Origin of the sequence: Eikenella sp. HMSC071B05, from assembly GCF_001811325.1 — a bacterium.
Classification (GTDB): Bacteria; Pseudomonadota; Gammaproteobacteria; order Burkholderiales; family Neisseriaceae; genus Eikenella; species Eikenella corrodens.
Genome location: NZ_KV804540.1, coordinates 113,745 through 135,550 on the forward strand (window position 1 = coordinate 113,745; position 21,806 = coordinate 135,550).

The following is a 21,806-nucleotide window of genomic DNA, read 5'->3' on the forward strand; positions in this document are numbered from 1 at the left end:
GTGCGCCTGTACGACCGCCTGTTCACCGAACCCCGCCCTGATGCCGTGCGCGGCGAAGATGGCGCATACCTGCCGTTTACCGATTTCCTTAATCCCGAATCGGCTAAAGAAATCACCGCCTACGTTGAAGCCGCCACTAACGATTTGCCTGCGGAAAGCCGCTGGCAGTTTGAACGGCTGGGCTATTTCGTTACCGACCGCAAAGACCATGTGAAAGGCAAGCCCGTGTTTAACAAAACGGTGGGTTTGCGCGACACTTGGCAGGCGAAAGCACAATAAGCCCTGTGTCGGATGTGAAGGCTACCTGAAAAAGCCGGAGCCAGGTTTAGCTTCGCAGAAACTCTGCTTCGGCTACGCCGAAACGTCGTTTTCAGGTAGCCTGCTTTCATTCCGGGCAGTATCTATACTTGACTAAATCACTTGGGTATTGGAAAATCCGCATCCCCCTGATGCAACAAGACCATAGCCCTATGCGATTAACCACCAAAGGCCGTTTCGCCGTAACCGCTATGCTGGATTTGGCGCTGTACGGGCGCGAAAATCCCGTCAGCCTCAATGCCATCAGCGGCCGGCAGAATATTTCCCTATCCTACCTCGAGCAGCTTTTCGGCAAACTGCGCCGTGCCGGGCTGGTAGACAGCGTGCGCGGGCCCGGTGGTGGCTATTTACTCAGCCGCCAGCCCGACGGCATCAATATTGCCGAAATTATCTATGCCGCCGAAGACAAGCTGGATGCCACTCGCTGCGGCGGCCAAACCAACTGCCATCACGGCACGCCCTGCCTCACGCATGATTTGTGGGAAAGTCTCAACCAAACCATCCAAGGCTACCTGAGCAGCGTCTCCCTGCAAGACGTGCTTGATAAAAGGAATGGCCACCACCATCATGATACTGCCATCAGCCTTACCCATATCCGCTATAGCTAAGGCACATCTTTCTTTCTGCGGCACAGGCTCGCCGCTTTAAAAATGTGCTACAGCTATGAATTAATGACACAACCACATACCCAAACAGAGAAAACCATGACCAAACAAACCCCCATCTACCTCGACTATGCTGCCACTACTCCCGTAGACAAACGCGTGGCCGAAAAAATGATTCCTTATTTGAGCGATATCTTCGGCAACCCCGCGTCCAACAGCCACGCATTCGGCTGGACGGCGGAAGAAGCCGTGGAAAAAGCCCGTGCCGACATCGCCGCCCTGATTAACGCCGATTCCAAAGAAATCGTCTTCACCAGCGGCGCGACCGAGTCCGACAACCTCGCCATCAAAGGCGCGGCGCACTTCTACCAATCCAAAGGCAAACACCTCATCACCGTCAAAACCGAACACAAAGCCGTGCTCGATACAATGCGCGAACTCGAACGCCAAGGCTTTGAAGTAACCTACCTCGGCGTGCAGGAAAACGGTTTAATCGATTTGGAAGAACTCAAAGCCGCCATCCGCCCCGACACCATCCTGATTTCCGTGATGTGGGTGAACAACGAAATCGGCGTCGTGCAAGACATTCCCGCCATCGGGGAAATCTGCCGCGAACGCAAAATCATCTTCCACGTCGATGCCGCCCAAGCCTGCGGCAAAGTGCCTGTTGACGTAGAAGCCGCCAAAATCGACCTGCTGTCCATGTCAGGTCATAAAGTGTACGGTCCCAAAGGCATCGGCGCGCTGTACGTCCGCCGTAAACCCCGCGTCCGCCTCGAAGCCCAAATGCACGGCGGCGGCCACGAACGCGGTTTCCGCAGCGGCACCCTGCCGACCCACCAAATCGTCGGCATGGGTGAAGCCTTCCGCATCGCCAAAGAAGAGCTCGAGCAAGACATGGCGCACTACACCAAACTGCGCGACATCTTCCTCAAAGGCATCGAAGGCATCGAAGAAGTCTATATCAACGGCGACCTCGAACACCGCGCCCCGAACAACCTGAACGTCAGCTTCAACTTCGTCGAAGGCGAAAGCCTGATTATGGCGGTCAAAGAACTCGCCGTATCCAGCGGCTCTGCCTGCACCTCCGCCTCGCTCGAACCCAGCTACGTCTTGCGCGCACTCGGCCGCAACGACGAACTGGCGCACTCATCCTTGCGCATCACCTTCGGCCGCATGACCACCGAAGAAGAAGTGCAATTCGCCGCCGAACTGATTAAATCCAAAATCGGCAAACTGCGCGAACTGTCTCCGTTGTGGGAAATGTTTAAGGAAGGGATTGATTTGAGCACGGTGGAGTGGGCGGAGCATTGAGAATATGGAACAGCAAATTATTGAACTTGGAGTTAGGTTAGCGGAAACGTTAACTAAAAATACTGCTTCTGCAATTTTAACGAAAATACAGTTAATAAAAACAAAGAAGGATGATAAAGAAACAATCAATCAGTTAGAGGAGATTATACAAGATTTAATTGCTGATAAAAATGAATTAACTCAAATTGCCCAAGCGTATCAACAAGAAATATCTGCTCAGAAAATTAATGAGAGTGAATTAAACTATATCACTTCTAGTTTTATTCCTAAAATTCAATCTTTGATGGAGGCTAGCGGACAAAGTAGTGAAGAATTAAATAACGCAGTGAAGATTTTGTCTCCATTAGTTTCTAAAGAAACATTAACAATTCTTCAGTTACTAGGATTTAATTTTAAAAAAGCTATTGGAGAACCATTGACTTCTTTGATTAGGGAGATGATTTTGACTAAATTACCTCTAGATACGGAATTACAGAAACTACAGATGCAAATTCAATTAGAACAACTACGACTGATAAGTCAAAATTCAGAGTTACGACATGAATCCAATGACTTTTGAAGTTGAGTAAGTATAACTCAGGTTGAAAACCTAACAAATTAAGATAAGAAAACTCCTTTTCAGGTAGCCTGAATCCCAATCAACCAAGGACACCACGATGAACAACCAAGAAGAACTCGATCTCGACAACCTCGACGCCCTGCTCGAAAACTTCGACGGCATCACCGTAGAAGGCGGCGTCGATTCCGAAAACAACGATGACGGTTGCGAAGGCGGTGCGTGCAAAATTTAGCCACCCCGTTTGAGCTTCGCAGAAACTCCGTTTCAGGTAGCCTCAACCCCGTTACAAACCATCATAAATTTTAATTAAGGAAACACATCATGGCATACAGCGACAAAGTCATCGACCACTACGAAAACCCCCGCAACGTCGGCACACTTGATAAAGACGACAACAATGTTGGCACCGGCATGGTGGGCGCACCCGCCTGCGGCGACGTAATGCGTCTGCAAATCAAAGTGAACGACCAAGGCATCATCGAAGACGCCAAATTCAAAACCTACGGCTGCGGCTCGGCCATTGCCTCGTCCAGCCTGATTACCGAATGGGTGAAAGGCAAAAGCCTGGACGACGCGCTGGCGATTAAAAACAGCGAAATTGCCGAAGAATTAGAACTGCCGCCCGTGAAAATCCACTGCTCGATTTTGGCGGAAGACGCGGTGAAAGCCGCTGTGGCGGATTATAAAAAGAAAAAAGGCGTGTAACATGGCCGGCGGCTGGGCGCCAGACGGCGCGGAACAGGCGCAAATCGATGCCAATTTAGACGACGCGTTGGCTGCCGCCCGGCAAAACCTGCCCTCCGGCGAAAGCGCCCGCGAATGCGCCGAATGCGGCGAGCCGATTCCCGAAGCCCGCCGCCGCGCCCTGCCCGGCGTGCAGTTGTGTATTGCCTGCCAAGAAGAGGTCGATAAACAACAGCAATTCCGATCCGCCTACAACCGGCGCGGTAGCAAGGATAGCCAGCTGAAATAGGCTACCTGAAACTGATGGTTTCATAGTACCGAGTTTCCTGACAACGCGCCTTTGCCAGCATCGATGCCGTGTATGACCGCTTCACTGCCTGACGACGGTTTTCAGGTAGCCTGCCCCAAAAAACCTGCCGATACCAACACAGAACAAACCCATGTTTACCCCCGAAGAAACCCAATCCCTGCTCGCCGAAAAAGGCATCGGCAAAACCGTGCTGCAACGCCTGCAGCAAATGGGCTTGGACGACGTGGCCAAGCTCGCCGCCGCCGATGTGGACGATATGCTGCAACAGGGCGCGGCGCTCACCGGCAGCACCTGCTGGAAAAACAGCCCGCAGGCACGCGCCGCCATGCAGGCCGCCGTGAGCTGGGCAAAGCGGCAATAGGCGGCAAAGTAAGGCTACCTGAAAATAAGTGGATTAAAAGCAGCGAGCCTCAGGGCGTGCAGGTAGTACGTCAAGGCGGGTCAACGCCCTTGCATGGCGATTTTAATCCGCTATATCCGCCGCTCGAACAACGAGGCCTTATGCAAACCAAATTGCTTCTTCCAATCCCTACCGTATTGCTGCTGGTTGGTTGCGTCGTCTCCGTCGGCAACCCGCCCGCGCTCACGGCGGAAAATGAAGAGAGCCTGCGGATGTGCGAAAAACAGCATGCCCGCATCCTCCCGCAGCTGCCGGAAGGCCTGCCCGACGGCAAATACCGTTGGCCGCCCGGGGGAGACAGGCAGGTCGTGATCAAAAACGGCCGGCCCTCGCAGTTGGAAATATTCCATCCAAACGGCAGAGTCCGCACCCGGCACAGCTATAACGCACAGGGCGAGATTGAAGGTTGGTCGCACGGCTACCTGTCGGACGGCACATTGCGCCTGCGCCTGCTCTACCGGAACGGCACTGTTACCCGCCTGCAGGCATACAATCGGGCGGGCCGTTTGGAAAAAGACGAAATCATCGACTGCGCCACCCGCACGAGAACGCCCGTGGTGGTACGGTCGGATGGCGCTAAACCTTAATCGAAAGGCTACCTGAAACCTGATACTGTTTTTCAGGTAGCCTCTTCAAGAACCGAAAACAAAGGATACCCCATGATTACACTCACCCCCAACGCTGCCGACCATATCCGCAGCTTCCTCACCAAGCGCGGCAAAGGCGAAGGCATCCGCATCGGCGTGAAAACCAGTGGTTGCTCCGGCATGGCCTATACGCTGGAATTTGCCGACGAAATCCTGCCTGATGATTTGGTATTTGAAGGACATGGCGTGAAAGTATTGGTTGATCCGAAAAGTCATGTGTATCTCGACGGCACCGAACTGGACTTCACCAAAGAAGGCTTGCAGGAAGGCTTTAAGTTCGCCAACCCGAACGTGAAAAACGAATGTGGCTGCGGCGAAAGCTTTAATGTTTGAGCCCTTGGATTAGCGCATCAGAAGGCTACCTGAAACCCCGATTGTGGTTTTCAGGTAGCCTTATCGGCTACAATGCGGCCGTTTCTTTGATTGGGATTGATGATGGCAACCCGTTCCAAATCCTCCAAAAGTTGGCTGAACGAGCACGTGAACGACCCCTATGTGCATCAGGCGCAAAAAGACGGCTACCGTGCCCGGGCGGCATACAAATTGCTGGAAATCAACGACAAAGACAAGTTGATTAAAAACGGCACGGTGCTGGCCGATTTGGGCAGCGCGCCGGGCAGTTGGTCGCAGGTGGCGGTTAAGCTGGCAGGATCGCAGGGCAGGGTGTTTGCCTTGGATATTTTGCCGATGGAGCCGATTGCCGGCGTATCGTTTATCCAAGGCGATTTCCGCGAAAACGAGGTGCTGGAGGAGTTGGAAAACCTGCTTGAAGGCCGCGCGCTAGACCTTGTAATTTGCGATATAGCACCCAATATGTCGGGCAATGCGGTAACTGATCAGGCGCGCAGCTATGTTTTGTGCGAGTTGGCGCTGGATTTTGCCGCTGAGCATCTGAAAACCGGCGGCAATATGCTGGTGAAAGTGTTTCAGGGTGCGGGTTTTCAGGAGTATATGCAGGCCATGCGCGGGGTGTTTGCCCAAGTGCAGGTGCGCAAGCCTAAGGCCTCGCGCAGCCGTTCCAGCGAGGTATATCTGTTGGGCAGGAATAAGCGGTAATCAGCAAGGTGCTGGTTATCATCTGTTTTTTATTTGTGGCATTTTATTATAGTTAGGAGCTTGTTACCGTGCGTAACACCATGAGGACGATTTTGGTTTGGCTGTTTCTGGCCGGGGTGCTGCTTGCCTCGGCCCAAACGTTGCTGGGCAAGAGGGAAGACAAACAGCTGATCAACTATTCGCAGTTTATCCAGCAGGTAAACAAAGGCGAAGTGACCAAGGTGGATATTGAAGGCACGCTGCTGAGCGGTTATGTGATTAAAGGCGAGCGCACCGACAAATCCAAGTTCTATACCAATGCGCCGATGGACGACAAACTCCTGACGATGCTGCAGGACAAGAACGTTGATTTCCGATATGTCCCCGAAGAAAAGCCCGGCCAGTGGAGCAGTATTTTCTTCACCAGCCTCCTGCCGGTGCTGCTGCTGATTGGCGCTTGGTTTTACTTTTTGCGTATGCAAAACGGCGGCGGGGGCAAAGGCGGGGCGTTTTCTTTCGGCAAAAGCCGTGCCCGGCTGCTGGATAAAGATGCCAACCGCGTAACCTTTGCCGATGTGGCCGGTTGCGACGAGGCGAAAGAAGAAGTGCAGGAAATCGTGGATTACCTCCAAGCGCCGAACCGCTATCAGAGTTTGGGCGGCCGTGTGCCGCGTGGGATTTTGCTGGCCGGCAGCCCGGGTACGGGCAAAACCTTGCTGGCCAAGGCGATTGCCGGCGAAGCGGGCGTGCCGTTTTTCAGCATCTCCGGCTCGGACTTTGTGGAAATGTTCGTGGGCGTGGGCGCTTCCCGCGTGCGCGATATGTTTGAGCAGGCTAAGAAAAATGCGCCCTGCATCATCTTTATCGACGAAATCGATGCCGTGGGCCGCCAGCGCGGTGCCGGTTTGGGCGGCGGCAACGACGAACGCGAACAAACTTTGAACCAGCTGCTGGTGGAGATGGATGGTTTTGAAAGCAATCAGACTGTTATCGTGATTGCCGCCACCAACCGCCCGGACGTGCTCGACCCGGCATTGCAGCGCCCCGGCCGTTTTGACCGCCAAGTGGTGGTGCCGCTGCCCGATATCCGCGGCCGCGAGCAGATTTTGAAAGTGCACGCCAAGCGAGTGCCGCTGGATGCTTCAGTGGATTTGGTATCGCTGGCGCGCGGTACGCCCGGGTTTTCCGGCGCGGATTTGGCCAACTTGGTGAACGAAGCTGCTCTGTTTGCCGGCCGCCGCAATAAAATCAAGGTTGATCAGAGCGACTTTGAAGATGCCAAAGACAAAATCTATATGGGCCCCGAGCGGCGCAGCATGGTGATGCACGAAGACGAAAAACGCGCCACGGCTTATCACGAAGCCGGGCATGCCATTGTGGCCGAGAGCCTGCCGTTTACCGATCCGGTGCATAAGGTAACCATCATGCCGCGCGGCCGTGCGCTGGGCTTGACCTGGCAGCTGCCGGAGCGCGACCGTATTTCGATGTATAAAGACCAAATGCTCAGCCAGCTGGCCATCCTGTTTGGCGGACGCATTGCCGAAGATATTTTTGTCGGCCGGATTTCCACCGGCGCGTCCAACGATTTCGAACGTGCCACACAGATAGCGCGCGAAATGGTAACGCGTTATGGCATGAGTGAAAAAATGGGTGTGATGGTGTATGCCGAAAACGAAGGCGAAGTATTCCTCGGCCGCAGCATTACCCGCTCGCAGCATATTTCCGAGAAAACCCAGCAGGATGTGGATGCCGAAATCCGCCGCATTTTGGACGAACAATATGCGGTGGCCTACAAAATTTTGGATGAAAACCGCGATAAGATGGAAACCATGTGCAAGGCCTTGATGGAATGGGAAACCATCGATCGCGATCAAGTGCTGGAGATCATGGAAGGCAAGCAGCCCAGCCCGCCGAAAGACTACAGCCACAATGTGCGTGGCGACAACGGTGCTGATGTGGGCAATACGGAGGCAACGGATGCTGGCGAAACCGATCAGCCAGTTGGCGAACCTGCTCCGGCTTTGGCAGATGAAGCAGCCGAACAAGATCAAATTGCCACTCCGTTGAACACGCAGACTGCAGAGGAATCGGGGCAGCAAGAGGCTGCTGCCGACAAACAGACTTGAAATCACGGTATATATTTCCCTACCCACACATCCGATGAAAGGAAAAGTAATGAGCCAAAACGAAAACCTCCAGCCGGAAGCTGCCGATAACAATGCACCGCAAGTGCAGGACGATATCGAGCTGAAGGTGCTCAACAATGCCGACAACAACGGCGAAACCACCGAGAGCGGCTGCTGCGGCGTTTGCGGCGGTTAAGTTCGGTTGATTCTTTCAATAAAGGCTACCTGAAAGCGTAAGCTTCAACGCTAAACTCTCAGGTAGCCTTTTGGTTGTGCTGTTAAAGCATAGCGATAAAGCTTTTGGTAAAGTGTGGGTGATGCAAACCAACGAGGTATGCAGAAGCCGCTTTGAATACCAGAAAGGCTACCTGAAAGTAGACTTTGTACGTGTCTGCGAAGTTGATTTTCAGGTAGCCTTTTTAATTTTATAGTGAATTAACAAAAACCAGTACAGCGTTGGCTCGCCTTGCCGTAACGTCTGTACTGTCTGTGGCTCGCCGCCTTGTCCTGATTTAAATTTAATCCACTATATTGCCGAACAGTTTCAGCATTTACCCTTGCCGCCTGGCGGCCATGCGTTTGCCGATGATGTGCAGTTCGGCTTCGGGGATTTTTTGGTCGCCTAGGTCGAACAGCTGCTCTTCGCGCGGAATGTGGAAGTCGTAGCCGGCAGTGAAGCGGGTGATGAGCTCGGGGTTGAGCGGTGTGCCGTCAGCGAGGGAGGCCAGGTGTTGGTTGAGCAAATCCCAGCTGCTGTGCAGGGATTGGTGTTCGCTTTCCAACTCTTGAATCAGCTCTTTGGCTTCGGGGGCGTATTGCAGCAGCAGGGGAAAGAAATCTTTTTCTTCGTCTTGGTGGTGTAGCGGGGCGGCTACGTTGAAATAGTGGCGGATTTGGGCAATAGCCTGTTCGGCAACGGTGTTGTAGCCGTGCTGTTGCAGATAGTCGGGCAGGGCGTGCAGCTGGCTGCAGAAGCGTTTTACTTTGCCATGGCAGGCGCGCAGCATGGCGGTGGGCTGCTCGAAGGTAACGGAGCGGGTATTGAATAAGTCCATGATGTGTATTGTTGAGGCTACCTGAAAAGCAAAATGCTGCCGTAATACGGCAGCAGTGTCAATGTGTGTAGGGTTAGGTGGGCGGCGGCGACAACGCGGCTATTGCAGGTTGTTTTTGCCGGCAGCAGCCTGATGATTTTCACTGTGGTTGCCTAGGTAGGAAACGGCCAAGTCGGCGCAACATCCGCAGCAGGTGGCCACGCCCAAGGCGTTTTGAAGGTCGGTAAGGCTGGTGGCTCCGGCGGCAACCGTTTCTTTGATTTGGCGGTCGGAAATGGCATTACAAACGCAAACAAACATGGGTGTGCCCCCTTGAAAACAGTTGTTCTATTGATAATCAGTATTATTGGTGTATGGTAATGGAAACCAATTAGCCTGGCAATAGGTTTTTTATGTAATAAAAGAGAAGGTTGGGCAATTATGTTGCAATAGTGGTTTCAGGTAGCCTGATGGTGGTGCATTGGTTTGCACAACCGGGCTGGCCCATAAGTTTCGCTGCCTACTGGCGCTTTATAGTAAAATGCGGCCACTTTTTTATCTGTTGGGTAATGATGAATATGAAAGAAGTTTCGTGGTTCCGGCTGTGGCCGCATGCTTTGCTGGCTGCTTTGGTGGTGGTGTTGGATCAGTGGAGCAAGCTGTGGGTGTTGGATCATATTGTGTATAACTGGCGCGAGCCGGTGATCGAGGGTTTTTTCGATTTGACACATGTGTACAACCCGGGTGCGGCGTTTAGTTTCTTGGCCGGTGCTTCTGGCTGGCAGAAATACCTGTTTGCCGGCTTGGCGGCGGTGGTGACGCTGTATTTGGCATTGGGTATCCGTTCGGGGAAGTTTGGCCGCTTGGGCGATGTGGCGGCAGCGATGATTATCGGCGGTGCCATTGGCAATGTTATCGACCGCATCAACTACGGCCATGTAATCGATTTCTTGTTGTTTTATTGGAATAATCACTACTATCCGGCGTTTAATGTGGCCGACAGTTTTATCTGTGTTGGCGCAGCATTGTTCGTAATTGACGGTTTCCGTCAGGGCAAGCGTAATCAGGCTACCTGAAAGCGTCAGCTTCAGTGATAGCTAGACCAACCACACTCAGAGGAAAAAATATGGCGAAAACCATTATGCTGGCCAATCCGCGCGGTTTTTGCGCGGGGGTGGACCGTGCCATCAATATTGTGGAACGGGCATTGGAGCTGTTTGGCGCGCCGATTTATGTGCGGCATGAAGTGGTGCACAATAAATTCGTGGTGGACAATTTGCGCGCCAAAGGAGCTGTTTTTATCGAAGAATTGGCAGATGTGCCGCCCGGTGCCACGCTGATTTATTCGGCGCACGGCGTATCTAAGGCGGTGCAGGAGGAAGCGGCGGAGCGTGGTTTTCGCGTGTTTGATGCCACTTGCCCGCTGGTTACCAAGGTGCACCGTGAAGTAGCGCGTTTGGATGAGCACGGCTACCAAATCATCATGATCGGCCATGCCGGCCACCCGGAAGTGGAAGGTACCATGGGGCAGCTGCCGCCGGGCAGTATGCTTTTGGTGGAAACTGCCGCGGATGTGGCCGCTTTGGAAGTGCGCAATCCCGATAAGCTCGCGCACGTGAGCCAAACCACGCTATCGATTGACGAAACCAAGGAAATCATCGTTGCGCTGCGGGCGCGTTTCCCCAATATCCGCAGCCCTCATAAGGAAGACATCTGCTATGCCACCACCAACCGCCAAGAGGCGGTGAAGCAGCTGGCGGCAGCCAGCGATGTGGTGGTGGTGGTGGGCTCGCCCAATTCTTCTAATAGCAACCGTTTGCGCGAAGTGGCCGCACAACATGGCGTGGATGCTTATATGGTGGACAATGCAGGCTACCTGAAAAAGGAATGGTTTGCTGGCAAAGAACGAGTAGGGATTACGGCCGGAGCCTCCGCGCCGGAGGTGCTGGTGCAAGAGGTGGTGGACACCGTGCACGGCTGGGGCTTTGAAACAGTGCGGGAAGGCGAAGGGGAAGAAGAGAGTATTGTGTTTGTGCTGCCCAAAGAGCTGCGTGAGTGAAGTTGGGCAGATTTGAAGCAACTGATATGCAAAAAAGGCTACCTGAAAATGTTTCAGGTAGCCTTTTGGTATGGAGAAGGGTAGTGGATTCGATTTAAACCAGTGTGGTGTTTGCCGCATGCCGCATGCTTTTTCGACTCGCCACTTGGTTCTGATTTAAGTTTAATCCACTAAGCTTTAGCCATACCAAGCATGTAGGAAAAAAGCAGGCTACCTGAAAAATCAAGCAGCCTAAAAGAACAGCTAGAGAGTAACTTTTACTGGGCGCAGATGCTTTCGATAGCCTGTGGGATATCGCCGGCACAAGCCCAAATCAGCTGGCCTTGCGATTGCATCGGCAGCAGCAGAACCGCACGCTCGGCAGTGCTGCCGGCCGGAATAGCGGTAATCGCGCCTTGGCTGAGGGTAATGCTCTGCCAGAATTCCTTCTGGCTGGCGGGCACGTCGATTGCTTCGTTGATTTCATTCAGGCGAGTGCCTTTGGCCAAGCGGGTTTCCACCCATACCTTCGCCATGTTCAGTGCCTCAACGGCTTTCGGATCGGTGATGGTGGGGGCGGCGGGAGCCTGTTGGGCAGCCGCACCACTACCACCCATGTTGCCTTCATCAGCCGGTTCGGCCAAGCCGACCATGGCTTTGGCTTGCTCGATGATTTCCGGGTTCATATAGGCATAAACACCACCGCCCACCAGAATCAGAGCCAGCAGCAGGCCGATTGCGCGCGATGCGCCGCCGCCGCTACTGCCGCTGCGTTTGCTGCGGGATTTGTTGTTACGGGATAATTTTCTCACTGCTGTAGCCATTGTATTTAGTGTCCTAATAATTGTTGGGATAGTTTAGATAGGTAGAAAAAGGAACTCGATAGTGGATAAGCATAAAGCGTGCCAAAGTTTGATACTGGATTAGATTTGGCGTGATGAATTGCTATTTTTGATTGTTATTTGTTGTTATATATGTGAATTTTTATGGTTGAGATGTGAGTGGTGACGGAAAGGGGCTACCTGAAAACGCTGTAAAGTTTCTACAAAACTAAAATTTCAGGTAGCCTTTAAACGGTAAACGGCAGGCAAGAAAAAGCACCCTCTAGTGAGGGTGCTTTTGCATGGTGTTGGGATGATTACATCATGCCCATTCCGCCCATGCCTCCCATTCCGCCCATGTCGGGAGCGGCGGGTTTGTCTTCCGGAATGTCGGCTACCATGCATTCGGTAGTCAGCATCAGGCCGGCGATGGAAGCGGCGTTTTGCAGCGCGAAGCGGGTAACTTTGGCCGGATCGATTACGCCCATTTCCAGCATGTCACCGTAGCTGTCGTTGCCGGCGTTGTAGCCGAAGTTACCGTTGCCTTCCAGCACTTTGTTCACCACCACGCTCGGCTCGCCGCCAGCGTTGGCCACGATTTGACGCAGAGGAGACTCAACCGCACGCAATACGATTTGCACACCGGCTTCTTGGTCGGCATTGGCGGTTTCTACTTTGCTCAGGGTAGAGCGGGCACGCAACAGGGCTACGCCGCCGCCGGCCACCACGCCTTCTTCCACAGCGGCACGGGTGGCGTGCAACGCGTCGTCCACGCGGTCTTTCTTCTCTTTCATTTCCACTTCGGTGGCTGCGCCCACTTTGATTACAGCCACGCCGCCGGCCAGTTTGGCCACGCGCTCTTGCAGTTTTTCCTTGTCGTACTCGCTAGTAGCAGTTTCAATCTGAGTACGGATTTCCTTTACACGAGCATCAACGGCGGATTTATCGCCCAAACCATCGATAATGGTGGTGTTTTCTTTGCCCACTTCGATGCGTTTGGCCTGCCCTAAGTGTTCCAAAGAGACCTGTTCTAAAGACAGACCAACTTCTTCGGCGATCACAGTGCCGCCGGTGAGGATGGCGATGTCTTGCAGCATGGCTTTGCGGCGGTCGCCGAAACCAGGGGCTTTCACAGCCACGGTTTTCAGGATGCCGCGAATATTGTTCACCACCAGCGTGGCCAAGGCTTCGCCTTCCACGTCTTCAGCGATAATCAACAGCGGGCGGCTGGTTTTGGCTACTTGCTCCAACACGGGCAGCAGGTCGCGGATATTACTGATTTTTTTGTCAAACAGCAGAACAAACGGGCTGTCCAGTTCGGCCAGTTGTTTTTCCGGGTTGTTGACGAAATAGGGGGAGAGGTAGCCGCGGTCGAACTGCATACCTTTTACCACTTCCACTTCGTTTTCCAGCGATTTGCCGTCTTCTACGGTGATCACGCCTTCTTTGCCCACTTCGTTCATGGCTTGGGCAATGATGTTGCCGATGGATTCGTCGGAGTTGGCGGAAATAGAGGCCACTTGGGCGATTTCCTTGGATTTTTCCGGTACGGGCTTGGCAATATTCTGCAACTCTTTTACCAGAGCGGAAACAGCTTTGTCGATACCGCGTTTCAGGTCGGTCGGGTTCATGCCGGCGGTAACGTATTTCATGCCTTCGGCCACGATGGCTTGTGCCAATACAGTAGCGGTGGTGGTACCGTCACCGGCTACGTCGTTGGTTTTGGAGGCAACTTCTTTCACCATCTGCGCGCCCATGTTTTCAAACTTGTCTTTCAGTTCGATTTCTTTGGCCACGGTCACGCCGTCTTTGGTGATGTGCGGACCGCCGAAAGCACGGTCGAGCACCACATTGCGGCCTTTCGGGCCGAGGGTTACTTTCACGGCGTTAGACAAAACGTTTACGCCGTTTACCATCTTCTGGCGGACTTCATTGCCAAACTGTACATCTTTTGCTGCCATGTGTATGACTCCTAAAGTAAAAAATCAGTAATTAAAAAATCAGTAATTTCTGTTCTTGAATCAGCGCGGTTTATTCCACGATGCCGAAAATGTCTTCTTCGCGCATCACCAGCAGCTCTTCGCCGTCGGCTTTTACGGTTTGGCCGCTGTATTTACCGAAAAGTACTCGGTCATTTACTTTTACATCCAGTTTGCGGCGCTCGCCACCTTTGCCCATTTTCCCTGCGCCCACAGCTATTACTATTCCCATATCAGGCTTCTCGGCGGCAGAGCCAGGCAAAAGGATACCGGAAGCGGTTTTTTCTTCGGCTTCCAGGCGTTTGATAACCACACGGTCGTGCAACGGACGAATTTTCATAAATCTTCTCTCCAAAATTGAATTTGATGATTTGTTGCTACCCAATTGAGGGTAAACAGAAATGTGCCGGGCAGGGCGCGGCACGCTGCTTATGCGGCGAAGGAAATGGAGTTGGAGGCGTCGAATTCAAGGGCGGACAGAAAAAAATATCCGGCTGGAGGGAGAAGGGGATGGACTAGATTGGGGAAGATGACTTTCAGGTAGCCTTTTGCCGGAGTAGGGCAGGGTACAGGCTACCTGAAAATTGGGGAAAGAGATTTGAATCATGGAGATGATGTTTTCAGGTAGCCTCAATCAGCGGGTTCCTCTTCTTCGGGCAAGGGCAGATTGTGCTGCACGGCATACACGGCGGCTTGCACGCGGCTGCCGAGCTCGAGCTTGCGCAGGATGTTTTGTACGTGCACTTTCACGGTGGACTCGGCTAAATCCATGCGCTTGGCGATGATTTTGTTGCTGTATCCCACGGCGAGGTAGCGTAGCACTTCGAGTTCGCGCGAAGTGAGGGTGTCGAGGGCGCTTTCGGCGGCGGGCTGAGCGGGGCGGATGAGGGATTGCACCATGCAGGCCATCATTTCGGGGGAGAAGACGTTATCGCCGTTGGCAGCTTTGCCGATGGCGTCGATAAGGAAGTTGGCATTAATGTTTTTCAAGAGGAAGCCGCACGCACCCAGACGCATACATTCCACTAAGTTTTCGCCATCTTCCGATACGGTGAGCATCACCACTTTCTGCTCAGGGCGGCTGCTGAGGATTTGGGCCAGCGCTTCGCGCCCGTTCATCACGGGCATGTCAAGATCAAGCAGCACCACGTCGGGCGCAAGCTGGCTCACCAGTTTGACACCGCTGAGGCCGTCGGCAGCTTCGCCCACTACTTCGTAGTTTTCCTGTCGGGCAAGCAAGGCTTTGATGCCGCTGCGGAATAGGGTGTGGTCGTCGATGAGTACGATGCGGATTTTTTCAGTCATACCTGTCTTCTTTCTTCGTAAGGCAGATTCAGGGTTACCCGGGTGCTGCCGGGTTTGGAGTGTAGGGAAAGCTGGGCGCGGATGCGTTGGGCGCGTTCGTGCATGATGTTCAGCCCAACATGGTTGCCGGAATGCTGTTCTTTGAGCCGTTCGATATTGAAGCCGCGCCCGTTATCTTCAATTTCCATCACAAAATCCTGCCGGTTGTCGAAGCGGATATCCACTTGGGTGGCTTGGGAGTGTTTGCGGATATTGGAGAGGCTTTCCTGCAATATAAACACGACTTGCAGCTGCTGCTCGCTGTTGAGCTGGGGGCCGTTGCCGTGCCAATGTAGGCGCACGCCGATTTGGGTTTGGCGCTGGAAGCGGTCGGTCAGGGTCTGCACCACTTCGGTGAAGTCTTTGTTGTTGATTTTGGTGCGGAAGTTGATGAGCAGTTCGCGCACGTCGTCATAACACTCTTGGATGCCGTCTTTAATATAGTGCAGGTTTTCGTTGATTTGCTCTTGTTCTTGGTTTTGCAGGGCACTTTCCAACATCTGCACTTGCAGGTTGAGGAAGGTGAGGGCTTGGGCGATGCTGTCGTGCAGGCCTTGGGCAATGAGGTTGCGCTCCTGCAATACGGCCAACTGGCGGCTTTCATCAATCAGGCGCAGGTTGCTCACCACCACGCCGAATTGGCTGCACAGGGCTTCCCACAGTTCGGTATCGGCCATGGCCACGGGCTCTTTCTGTTTGAAATAGAGCGTAACCATGCCGAAATCTTGCGCTTTATATTGGATTTTGAAAATGCGCAGCTGCTGGAAGCCCATGCGGCTGCATTCGCTGTTTTCGGTGTCGAAGGCCTGGCCGTCGGGTTCGCGCACAAAGCGGATCGGCTGCCAGTCGTCGTGCACCACGGCTTGGCCGCACAGGCAGTCTTCGAAGCGCTGGCAGGCTTCGGCAGTTTGCAGGCTGTCGGGCAGGTTGATTTGGCTCACCAAATCCATGCGCTGCCGTTTGAAGTCGATTAAGCGGATGCTGCCGGCATCGGCGGCCACCATTTCCAGCATTTTTTGCAGGAATACTTCGGCGGCTTCGGTGGTGGTTTGGGTTTGACTGAGAAAGCGCGAGAAGAAATACAGGGTTTCGAGCGTGTGGTGCTTGCTGGCCAAATCACGTGTTTTTTCCAGTACTTCTTCTTCTAGGTGGGAATAGAGTTGGTGCAGGCTGCTGCTCATCTGGTTGAAACCGTTGTCTACACGGGCGAACTCGGCGGAGTGATCAATGGGGATTTGAATGCCGAACTGCCCATCGTGAATAGCAGCCACGCCTTGTTGCAGATGCTGTAAAGGTTTAATAATCCACCAATACAGCAAAAACACCATAAAGGCAGAACTCATCACCACCAACACCAAAAGGCAGCTTTGAAACAAGCGCAGCCAAGAAATATAGCGCGTGTTGGTTTGCTCAACGGCAGAAACCAAATTATCCAAACGGCTGAGGAAGGGTTGCAGTTGTTTATCGGTAACCGGACGATTTTGTTGGTAGGCTACCTGAAAAGCCGGGCGGATGTTTTGCCGCCATTGCTGGTCTAATTCATTGAAACGCTGCCACACCACTTTGTCTGGCGGCAGAAAAAGCGGGCGGGAGCGGTCGCCATGGCGCACGTTGTCGAGGATGCTGTCGTATTGCCGCAGCCGCTGTTCGATTTCTTCCGCTCCGGCATTTTCACGAATCAAAAGGGCGATGCGGAAACTCCTCAAGCGCAAGCTGCCGATGTCGTTGATGGCTGCGGCGCTGCCCTCCAGCCGCCAGGAAATCAGCAGGGTGTAGCTGATGGAAGCTACGGCAATCACCAGCCACAACAGGGTCAGCAGCTTGAGCCGCACAGACAGGCTTTTGAAAAAGTTCATGGATATGAGCGGAGAAATCAAAAAGAGCAATCCCTCATTATACGCGTTTAATCCATGAAGCTTAACTATCGGCTTAGTGAAAATGGTTACCGATCTAATACTTTCGGCTTAGAAGACCTAGCTACAACAGGGCTTATTTAATCCAAATCATTGTTTTAAAATTCGCAACGGCTAAAACCCTTATTTTTCCAGCGTGATTTTTTGTTTCGAAAAATAAATGGTTTGGCTTCACATGCTTCAACCAGTGGTTTTCAGGTAGCCTCCTTTGCAGGGGCATGTAAACCGCAAAACTTCCCTTGTATAGAGAAAACAAAAAATGAAATCAGAAAATTACAAACGCTACTCCGTGCTTGCTTCCAGCACGTTTGCTTTTACCGTCTGCTTTATGGTTTGGATGATGCTGGCGATTGTCGGCGTGAAAGTGCAGGAGCAGCTCGGCCTGAATGAAACGCAAACCGGTATCCTGATGGCTGTGCCGGTGCTCTCCGGCTCGCTTATTCGCGTGCCGTTGGGCATTTGGACCGATAAATTCGGCGGCCGCATTGTGATGTTCGTGCTGATGCTGCTTTCCGTGCCCGCCATTTTCTTGATGAGCTATTCCACACACTATTGGCACTTCATTGCCATCGGCCTGATGATGGGCTTGGCCGGCGGTGCTTTCTCCGTGGGTACTCCTTATGTAGCGCGCTGGTTTCCGAAAGAGCAACAAGGCTTGGCCATGGGTATTTTCGGTGCAGGTAATGCCGGTAGCGCCATCAACAAATTCGTTGCCCCTGCGCTGATTAAATATTCAGCAGCAGCCGGTGCCGGCGCAGCTGCCTGGGTAATCGTGCCGAAAGTGTACGCCGTTATTATGGCTGCGACCGCCGTATTGTTTTGGTTCACCACCTATCCCACTCCGCATAACCCCAATACTGCGCCCAAGGCCTCGCTCGCTGAGCAGCTGGCTATGTTGAAAGACCCTGGTGTGCTGCGCTACAGCCAATATTATTCTGTGGTGTTCGGCGGCTATGTGGCATTGGCTCTGTGGATGACCAAATACTACATCAACGAATACGGCCTGAGCATCGCTACCGCCGGTATGCTGGCTGCCTGTTTCTCTCTGCCCGGCGGCGTGTTGCGCGCAGTTGGTGGCTGGTTATCAGATAAATACGGTGCCTATAAGGTTACCTGGGGTGTGATGTGGGTATTGTGGGTATGCTTCTTTATCTTGTCCTACCCGCAAACCGACCTCGTGATCGCTACTACGCACGGCCCGCAAAGCTTGCACATCGGCCTGAATGTGGTGTTGTTTACCATTTTGATGTTTGCTGCCGGTATTGCCATGGCGGTGGGTAAAGCCTCTGTGTTCAAATTTGTGGCCGACGACTACCCGAACGACATCGGTACGGTATCCGGCATCGTTGGCCTGGCTGGTGGTTTGGGCGGCTTCTTTCTGCCGATTATGTTCGGTATGTTGCTTGACCTCACCGGCATCCGCTCCACCACCTTCATGCTGCTCTACGGCACGGTGTGCGTATCGCTGATTTGGATGCACTTCTCTTTCAAAGCCAAACGCGAACAATAATCCGCTTACAGGCTACCTGGAAACTGCGCAGCGGTTTTTCAGGTAGCCTCCACGTTAAAAACATACTCGCAAAAGCTGAACACTTACCATATTAGGAAAATGATATGTCTCACTTAATTCAAGACTGGCGGCCGGAAGATCCCGAATTCTGGCAAAACACCGGCCGTAAGATTGCGCGGCGCAACTTGTGGATTTCTATCCCTGCGCTGTTTTTGGCATTTGTTATGTGGCAGGTATGGAGCGTAACCATCCTTAATCTGCCCAATGTTGGCTTCAATTTCAGTAAAGACCAACTGTTCTGGCTGGCTGCATTGCCCGCCTTATCTGGCTCTACCTTGCGCGTGTTCTATTCCTTTATGGTGCCGATTTTCGGCGGCCGCAAATGGACTGCGATTACCACCGCCAGCCTGCTGTTGCCCGCTATCGGCATCGGCTTTGCTGTGCAAGACCCGACTACCAGCTACAGCACCATGGTAATTCTTGCCCTGTTGTGCGGTTTCGGTGGTGGTAACTTCTCTTCCAGTATGGCCAACATCAGCTTCTTCTTCCCCAAAGCAGAAAAAGGCAGTGCACTTGGTCTGAATGCCGGTTTGGGTAATCTCGGCGTATCTGCCGTGCAGTTCATCGTGCCGCTGGCCATTACCGCCGGCCTGTTCGGCGCGTTGGGCGGCGAACCGCAAACCATGATGAAAAACAACGAAACCGTGCAAATCTGGCTGCAAAACGCCGGTTTTGTGTGGGTGCCGTTCATTATCTTGGCCACTTTGGCGGCTTGGTTTGGCATGAACGATTTGGCCAGCGCCAAATCCAGCTTCAAAGAGCAGTCTGTGATTTTCTCACGCAAGCACAACTGGATTATGTGTATCCTTTATTTGGGTACGTTCGGCTCCTTCCTTGGTTTTTCTGCCGGTTTCCCATTCTTGATCAAGCTGCTGTTTCCGGAGATTAATCCCGCCAAATTCGCCTTCCTCGGCCCCTTGGTGGGCGCGCTCACCCGTTCTGCTGGCGGTTGGGTGTGTAAAAAACTCGGTGGCGGCGCACGCACCACGCAGGTGGTGTTCGTGGGCATGATTATCGGCGTGCTCGGCGTATTGATGTTCTTGCCGACGAACGGCCAGGGCAACTTCCCTGCCTTCTTTGCCTGCTTTATGGTGCTGTTTGCACTCAGCGGTATCGGCAATGCTTCCACTTTCGTACAAGTGCCGCTGATTTTCTTGGGTTTCCATCAGAAATTTGCCGATGCCGGCCAAATCACCCAAGAACAATGCGTACAAAATGCTAACCGCGAAGCCGCTGCTGTTATCGGTTTCACCGCCGCATTTGCCGGCTATGGTGGTTTCCTGATTCCGAAAAGCTTCGGTACTGCGCTCTCTCTTTGGGGCAGTGTGAACGGAGCCTTGATCGGCTTTATCCTGTTCTACATTATCTGTGCCGGGTTGAACTGGTGGTACTACGCCCGTAAGAACGCCGAAGCCAAGTGCTAAAACGGCAGGCTACCTGAAAATGCAAAACAGGCTTTCAGGTAGCCTTTTAACCACTTAATAGCTAAAGCATAAGTTTCTGCCTGCCTGCGTTGGTTTGTTTTGCTGTAACCCATAATTGGTTGCAGTTCGCCAACTGGCAGGAGGAGCAGCACACACTCATCTCTTTATATTTTTGATAATAAGGAATCTATCCATGGCCCTTACCCCTGTTCACGAACTGCAAGCGCTGATTCACGCCAAAATCGCCGCCGTGCAAAAGCCGTTGGAAACCGAAACCGTGCCGCTGGTGTCGGCAGTGGGGCGTGTGCTGGCGCAGGATGTGGCGGCAGCGGTGAATATTCCGCCCGCAGATATTTCTGCCATGGATGGCTACGCCCTGCCCGTGGCCGCGGCGGCAGGTAGTGAATGGAAAGTAGTGGGCGAATCGGTGGCCGGGCAGCCGTTTTCAGGTAGCCTGCCTACCGATGGTTGCGTGCGCATCATGACCGGTGCAGTGGTGCCGGCAGCTTGCTCCAGCGTGGTGATTCAAGAAAACGTGCAGTTGCAAGACGGCGTGATCCGTTTGGAAAAAGACGCGGCCGAGGGCGGCAATATCCGCCGCCGTGGCGAAGAAATCGCGGCGGGTGAAACTGTGTTGCAGGCAGGGCGGATTCTGCGTCAGGCCGATATCATGCTGCTGGCCGCCTTGGGCTATGCCCAAATCGAAGTGCGCCGCAAATTGCGTGTGGCCGTACTCTCCAGCGGCGACGAACTGCTTGAACCGGGCACAGCCGACAACCGTACCGACCGCATTTATGACAGTAACCGCTATATGTTGATGGCGCGACTCGCACCCCTGCCGGTGGAAGTGATCGACTTTGGCCAAGTGGCCGACCGGCTGGAAGACGTGTTGAAAATGCTGAATAAAGTTATCCACCAAGCCGACGTGTTGATTACCACCGGCGGCGTATCCGTGGGCGATTATGACTTCATGCGCGAAGCCGTGGAGCGCGTGGGCAGCATTCATCACTACAAAGTCGCCCTCAAGCCGGGCAAACCCTTCGTGTTCGGCCAAATCATGACCACTTGGTGTTTCGGCCTGCCGGGCAATCCGGTGTCCGGCTTTGTGGGCTTCGATATTTTCCTTAAAGCCGCCCTGTGGCAGCTGTGCGGCGCGGTCGAAATCCCTCAGCCCGTGCGCTTTACGGCCAAACTAGCCGAGCCGGTGAAGAAAAACCACAGCCGCACCGATATTCAGCGTGGTATCATCAGCCGTCAGGACGACGGCACTTGGTTGGCCACCCCTTGCGGCAGCCAGGATTCGCACCGTATTTATCAGGTGAGCCGCGCCAATGCCTACTTGGTTCTCCCCGCCGAAAGCGGCTCGCTGCCCGCCGGTGCGGAAGTGACTGTGCAACCTTTTACCGAAGCATTTTTGTAAAGCTGGAAAGGCTACCTGAAAAGCCACGCCAGCTAAGTTTCAGGTAGCCTGTGTCCCATAGTTGTAGAAATCGACAGCGTTGTTTACACTTTCGGCTTTTGCTTGAAGACCCGTTTGAGCAGCTATCCGGCATTGTCAAGAATGTCGATAGACACGGGAAATCCGCTCTGTTCTTGATAATTGCGGATAGATGCTTACAAATCATTTAAGAAAAAACAAAAGCCATCTGCTTCAGAAAAAGTGTAAACAACGCGACGATTTCCTA

At 53.2% G+C, this 21,806-nt stretch carries 24 protein-coding genes and 1 pseudogene; 18 read left to right on the top strand and 7 right to left on the bottom strand.

The genetic code is table 11. From position 1 onward, the window contains the following. The 13 genes and pseudogenes from HMPREF2796_RS02915 to HMPREF2796_RS11335 all read left to right on the top strand — a co-directional run. Positions 1-279: pseudogene (locus HMPREF2796_RS02915) on the top strand (glutamine--tRNA ligase); the annotation flags it as partial. Between the two features lie 191 nt (positions 280-470). Further along, on the top strand, positions 471-926 hold the full coding sequence (locus tag HMPREF2796_RS02920; protein WP_070631031.1) for a Fe-S cluster assembly transcription factor: 456 nt from the start codon (positions 471-473) through the stop codon (positions 924-926). A gap of 96 nt (positions 927-1,022) precedes the next feature. After that, complete coding sequence (locus HMPREF2796_RS02925; protein ID WP_070630844.1) at positions 1,023-2,237, top strand: IscS subfamily cysteine desulfurase; 1,215 nt, start codon at positions 1,023-1,025, stop codon at positions 2,235-2,237. A 4-nt stretch (positions 2,238-2,241) separates the two neighbouring features. Further along, positions 2,242-2,796: a hypothetical protein gene (locus HMPREF2796_RS02930; protein ID WP_023887213.1), complete on the top strand. Its 555-nt coding sequence runs from the start codon at positions 2,242-2,244 to the stop codon at positions 2,794-2,796. Between the two features lie 97 nt (positions 2,797-2,893). Further along, on the top strand, positions 2,894-3,028 hold the full coding sequence (locus tag HMPREF2796_RS11740; protein WP_023887212.1) for a hypothetical protein: 135 nt from the start codon (positions 2,894-2,896) through the stop codon (positions 3,026-3,028). 89 nt (positions 3,029-3,117) lie between these two features. Further along, a complete protein-coding gene (iscU, locus tag HMPREF2796_RS02935) occupies positions 3,118-3,501 on the top strand; it encodes a Fe-S cluster assembly scaffold IscU (RefSeq protein ID WP_067447952.1) in 384 nt (127 codons plus the stop codon). A 1-nt stretch (position 3,502) separates the two neighbouring features. Continuing rightward, positions 3,503-3,769, top strand: coding sequence for a DksA/TraR family C4-type zinc finger protein (locus HMPREF2796_RS02940; RefSeq protein ID WP_070630847.1), 267 nt, complete (start codon positions 3,503-3,505; stop codon positions 3,767-3,769). A gap of 151 nt (positions 3,770-3,920) precedes the next feature. Further along, on the top strand, positions 3,921-4,151 hold the full coding sequence (locus HMPREF2796_RS02945) for a recombinase RecA (protein WP_070630849.1): 231 nt from the start codon (positions 3,921-3,923) through the stop codon (positions 4,149-4,151). A gap of 140 nt (positions 4,152-4,291) precedes the next feature. Then, positions 4,292-4,777 (top strand): toxin-antitoxin system YwqK family antitoxin, encoded by a 486-nt coding sequence (locus HMPREF2796_RS02950; RefSeq protein WP_141749138.1) that lies wholly within the window; start codon positions 4,292-4,294, stop codon positions 4,775-4,777. 72 nt (positions 4,778-4,849) lie between these two features. Continuing rightward, on the top strand, positions 4,850-5,170 hold the full coding sequence (gene iscA / locus HMPREF2796_RS02955) for an iron-sulfur cluster assembly protein IscA (protein ID WP_003824196.1): 321 nt from the start codon (positions 4,850-4,852) through the stop codon (positions 5,168-5,170). Positions 5,171-5,272: 102 nt separating this feature from the next. Then, entirely contained in the window at positions 5,273-5,893 is a 621-nt protein-coding gene (locus HMPREF2796_RS02960) for an RlmE family RNA methyltransferase (protein ID WP_070631033.1), read from the top strand. A gap of 80 nt (positions 5,894-5,973) precedes the next feature. Further along, a complete protein-coding gene (gene ftsH, locus HMPREF2796_RS02965; protein WP_070630852.1) occupies positions 5,974-7,998 on the top strand; it encodes an ATP-dependent zinc metalloprotease FtsH in 2,025 nt (674 codons plus the stop codon). Between the two features lie 49 nt (positions 7,999-8,047). Continuing rightward, positions 8,048-8,194: a hypothetical protein gene (locus HMPREF2796_RS11335; RefSeq protein WP_162489729.1), complete on the top strand. Its 147-nt coding sequence runs from the start codon at positions 8,048-8,050 to the stop codon at positions 8,192-8,194. 355 nt (positions 8,195-8,549) lie between these two features. Here the strand turns inward: HMPREF2796_RS11335 and HMPREF2796_RS02970 are convergent, their stop codons facing one another. Next, positions 8,550-9,053: a hemerythrin domain-containing protein gene (locus HMPREF2796_RS02970; RefSeq protein ID WP_070630854.1), complete on the bottom strand. Its 504-nt coding sequence runs from the start codon at positions 9,051-9,053 to the stop codon at positions 8,550-8,552. A gap of 99 nt (positions 9,054-9,152) precedes the next feature. Beyond that, positions 9,153-9,353 (bottom strand): (2Fe-2S)-binding protein, encoded by a 201-nt coding sequence (locus HMPREF2796_RS02975; protein WP_023887201.1) that lies wholly within the window; start codon positions 9,351-9,353, stop codon positions 9,153-9,155. Positions 9,354-9,604: 251 nt separating this feature from the next. Here HMPREF2796_RS02975 and lspA point away from each other — a divergent pair, with 251 nt between their 5' ends. Beyond that, on the top strand, positions 9,605-10,108 hold the full coding sequence (gene lspA / locus HMPREF2796_RS02980) for a signal peptidase II (protein WP_070631035.1): 504 nt from the start codon (positions 9,605-9,607) through the stop codon (positions 10,106-10,108). Between the two features lie 50 nt (positions 10,109-10,158). After that, positions 10,159-11,091, top strand: a complete 933-nt coding sequence (gene ispH, locus HMPREF2796_RS02985; RefSeq protein ID WP_070630856.1) for a 4-hydroxy-3-methylbut-2-enyl diphosphate reductase — start codon at positions 10,159-10,161, stop codon at positions 11,089-11,091. Positions 11,092-11,348: 257 nt separating this feature from the next. On the opposite strand, the gene HMPREF2796_RS02990 is transcribed toward ispH, so the two are convergent. From HMPREF2796_RS02990 to HMPREF2796_RS03010, 5 genes are all read right to left on the bottom strand, one after another. Beyond that, the gene (locus HMPREF2796_RS02990) at positions 11,349-11,882 is read right to left on the bottom strand and encodes a hypothetical protein (RefSeq protein WP_141744215.1); all 534 of its coding nucleotides are present in this window, start codon (positions 11,880-11,882) and stop codon (positions 11,349-11,351) included. Positions 11,883-12,208: 326 nt separating this feature from the next. Then, a complete protein-coding gene (gene groL, locus HMPREF2796_RS02995; RefSeq protein WP_070630858.1) occupies positions 12,209-13,852 on the bottom strand; it encodes a chaperonin GroEL in 1,644 nt (547 codons plus the stop codon). Between the two features lie 70 nt (positions 13,853-13,922). Beyond that, entirely contained in the window at positions 13,923-14,210 is a 288-nt protein-coding gene (locus HMPREF2796_RS03000; protein ID WP_070630861.1) for a co-chaperone GroES, read from the bottom strand. Positions 14,211-14,500: 290 nt separating this feature from the next. Beyond that, a complete protein-coding gene (locus HMPREF2796_RS03005; protein ID WP_049257898.1) occupies positions 14,501-15,175 on the bottom strand; it encodes a response regulator in 675 nt (224 codons plus the stop codon). Continuing rightward, entirely contained in the window at positions 15,172-17,070 is a 1,899-nt protein-coding gene (locus HMPREF2796_RS03010; RefSeq protein ID WP_070630864.1) for a type IV pili methyl-accepting chemotaxis transducer N-terminal domain-containing protein, read from the bottom strand. Before HMPREF2796_RS03010 ends, HMPREF2796_RS03005 begins: the two co-directional genes overlap by 4 nt. Before the next feature lie 316 nt (positions 17,071-17,386). Between HMPREF2796_RS03010 and HMPREF2796_RS03015 the strand changes: the two genes are divergently transcribed. The 3 genes from HMPREF2796_RS03015 (at position 17,387) to glp (ending at position 21,541) form a co-directional block, all read left to right on the top strand. Beyond that, positions 17,387-18,637 (top strand): MFS transporter, encoded by a 1,251-nt coding sequence (locus HMPREF2796_RS03015; protein ID WP_070630866.1) that lies wholly within the window; start codon positions 17,387-17,389, stop codon positions 18,635-18,637. A 104-nt stretch (positions 18,638-18,741) separates the two neighbouring features. Continuing rightward, positions 18,742-20,121, top strand: coding sequence for a NarK family nitrate/nitrite MFS transporter (locus tag HMPREF2796_RS03020; RefSeq protein WP_070630867.1), 1,380 nt, complete (start codon positions 18,742-18,744; stop codon positions 20,119-20,121). A gap of 193 nt (positions 20,122-20,314) precedes the next feature. Next, positions 20,315-21,541, top strand: coding sequence for a molybdopterin molybdotransferase MoeA (glp, locus tag HMPREF2796_RS03025; protein WP_070630869.1), 1,227 nt, complete (start codon positions 20,315-20,317; stop codon positions 21,539-21,541). The last annotated feature ends 265 nt before the right edge of the window (positions 21,542-21,806 follow it).

What these genes read in the sequence shown, in the direction of transcription:
- HMPREF2796_RS02960 (WP_070631033.1), top strand. Translation starts at nt 5,273, where the DNA reads ATGGCAACCCGTTCCAAATCCTCCAAAAGTTGGCTGAACGAGCACGTG.
- HMPREF2796_RS02940 (WP_070630847.1), top strand. Translation starts at nt 3,503, where the DNA reads ATGGCCGGCGGCTGGGCGCCAGACGGCGCGGAACAGGCGCAAATCGAT.
- HMPREF2796_RS02920 (WP_070631031.1), top strand. Translation starts at nt 471, where the DNA reads ATGCGATTAACCACCAAAGGCCGTTTCGCCGTAACCGCTATGCTGGAT.
- HMPREF2796_RS03020 (WP_070630867.1), top strand. Translation starts at nt 18,742, where the DNA reads ATGTCTCACTTAATTCAAGACTGGCGGCCGGAAGATCCCGAATTCTGG.
- iscU (WP_067447952.1), top strand. Translation starts at nt 3,118, where the DNA reads ATGGCATACAGCGACAAAGTCATCGACCACTACGAAAACCCCCGCAAC.
- HMPREF2796_RS02930 (WP_023887213.1), top strand. Translation starts at nt 2,242, where the DNA reads ATGGAACAGCAAATTATTGAACTTGGAGTTAGGTTAGCGGAAACGTTA.
- HMPREF2796_RS02945 (WP_070630849.1), top strand. Translation starts at nt 3,921, where the DNA reads ATGTTTACCCCCGAAGAAACCCAATCCCTGCTCGCCGAAAAAGGCATC.
- ispH (WP_070630856.1), top strand. Translation starts at nt 10,159, where the DNA reads ATGGCGAAAACCATTATGCTGGCCAATCCGCGCGGTTTTTGCGCGGGG.
- iscA (WP_003824196.1), top strand. Translation starts at nt 4,850, where the DNA reads ATGATTACACTCACCCCCAACGCTGCCGACCATATCCGCAGCTTCCTC.
- HMPREF2796_RS03000 (WP_070630861.1), bottom strand. Translation starts at nt 14,210, where the DNA reads ATGAAAATTCGTCCGTTGCACGACCGTGTGGTTATCAAACGCCTGGAA.
- HMPREF2796_RS03015 (WP_070630866.1), top strand. Translation starts at nt 17,387, where the DNA reads ATGAAATCAGAAAATTACAAACGCTACTCCGTGCTTGCTTCCAGCACG.
- ftsH (WP_070630852.1), top strand. Translation starts at nt 5,974, where the DNA reads ATGAGGACGATTTTGGTTTGGCTGTTTCTGGCCGGGGTGCTGCTTGCC.
- lspA (WP_070631035.1), top strand. Translation starts at nt 9,605, where the DNA reads ATGAATATGAAAGAAGTTTCGTGGTTCCGGCTGTGGCCGCATGCTTTG.
- HMPREF2796_RS11335 (WP_162489729.1), top strand. Translation starts at nt 8,048, where the DNA reads ATGAGCCAAAACGAAAACCTCCAGCCGGAAGCTGCCGATAACAATGCA.
- HMPREF2796_RS11740 (WP_023887212.1), top strand. Translation starts at nt 2,894, where the DNA reads ATGAACAACCAAGAAGAACTCGATCTCGACAACCTCGACGCCCTGCTC.
- HMPREF2796_RS02970 (WP_070630854.1), bottom strand. Translation starts at nt 9,053, where the DNA reads ATGGACTTATTCAATACCCGCTCCGTTACCTTCGAGCAGCCCACCGCC.
- HMPREF2796_RS03010 (WP_070630864.1), bottom strand. Translation starts at nt 17,070, where the DNA reads ATGAACTTTTTCAAAAGCCTGTCTGTGCGGCTCAAGCTGCTGACCCTG.
- HMPREF2796_RS03005 (WP_049257898.1), bottom strand. Translation starts at nt 15,175, where the DNA reads ATGACTGAAAAAATCCGCATCGTACTCATCGACGACCACACCCTATTC.
- HMPREF2796_RS02975 (WP_023887201.1), bottom strand. Translation starts at nt 9,353, where the DNA reads ATGTTTGTTTGCGTTTGTAATGCCATTTCCGACCGCCAAATCAAAGAA.
- HMPREF2796_RS02925 (WP_070630844.1), top strand. Translation starts at nt 1,023, where the DNA reads ATGACCAAACAAACCCCCATCTACCTCGACTATGCTGCCACTACTCCC.
- HMPREF2796_RS02950 (WP_141749138.1), top strand. Translation starts at nt 4,292, where the DNA reads ATGCAAACCAAATTGCTTCTTCCAATCCCTACCGTATTGCTGCTGGTT.
- glp (WP_070630869.1), top strand. Translation starts at nt 20,315, where the DNA reads ATGGCCCTTACCCCTGTTCACGAACTGCAAGCGCTGATTCACGCCAAA.
- groL (WP_070630858.1), bottom strand. Translation starts at nt 13,852, where the DNA reads ATGGCAGCAAAAGATGTACAGTTTGGCAATGAAGTCCGCCAGAAGATG.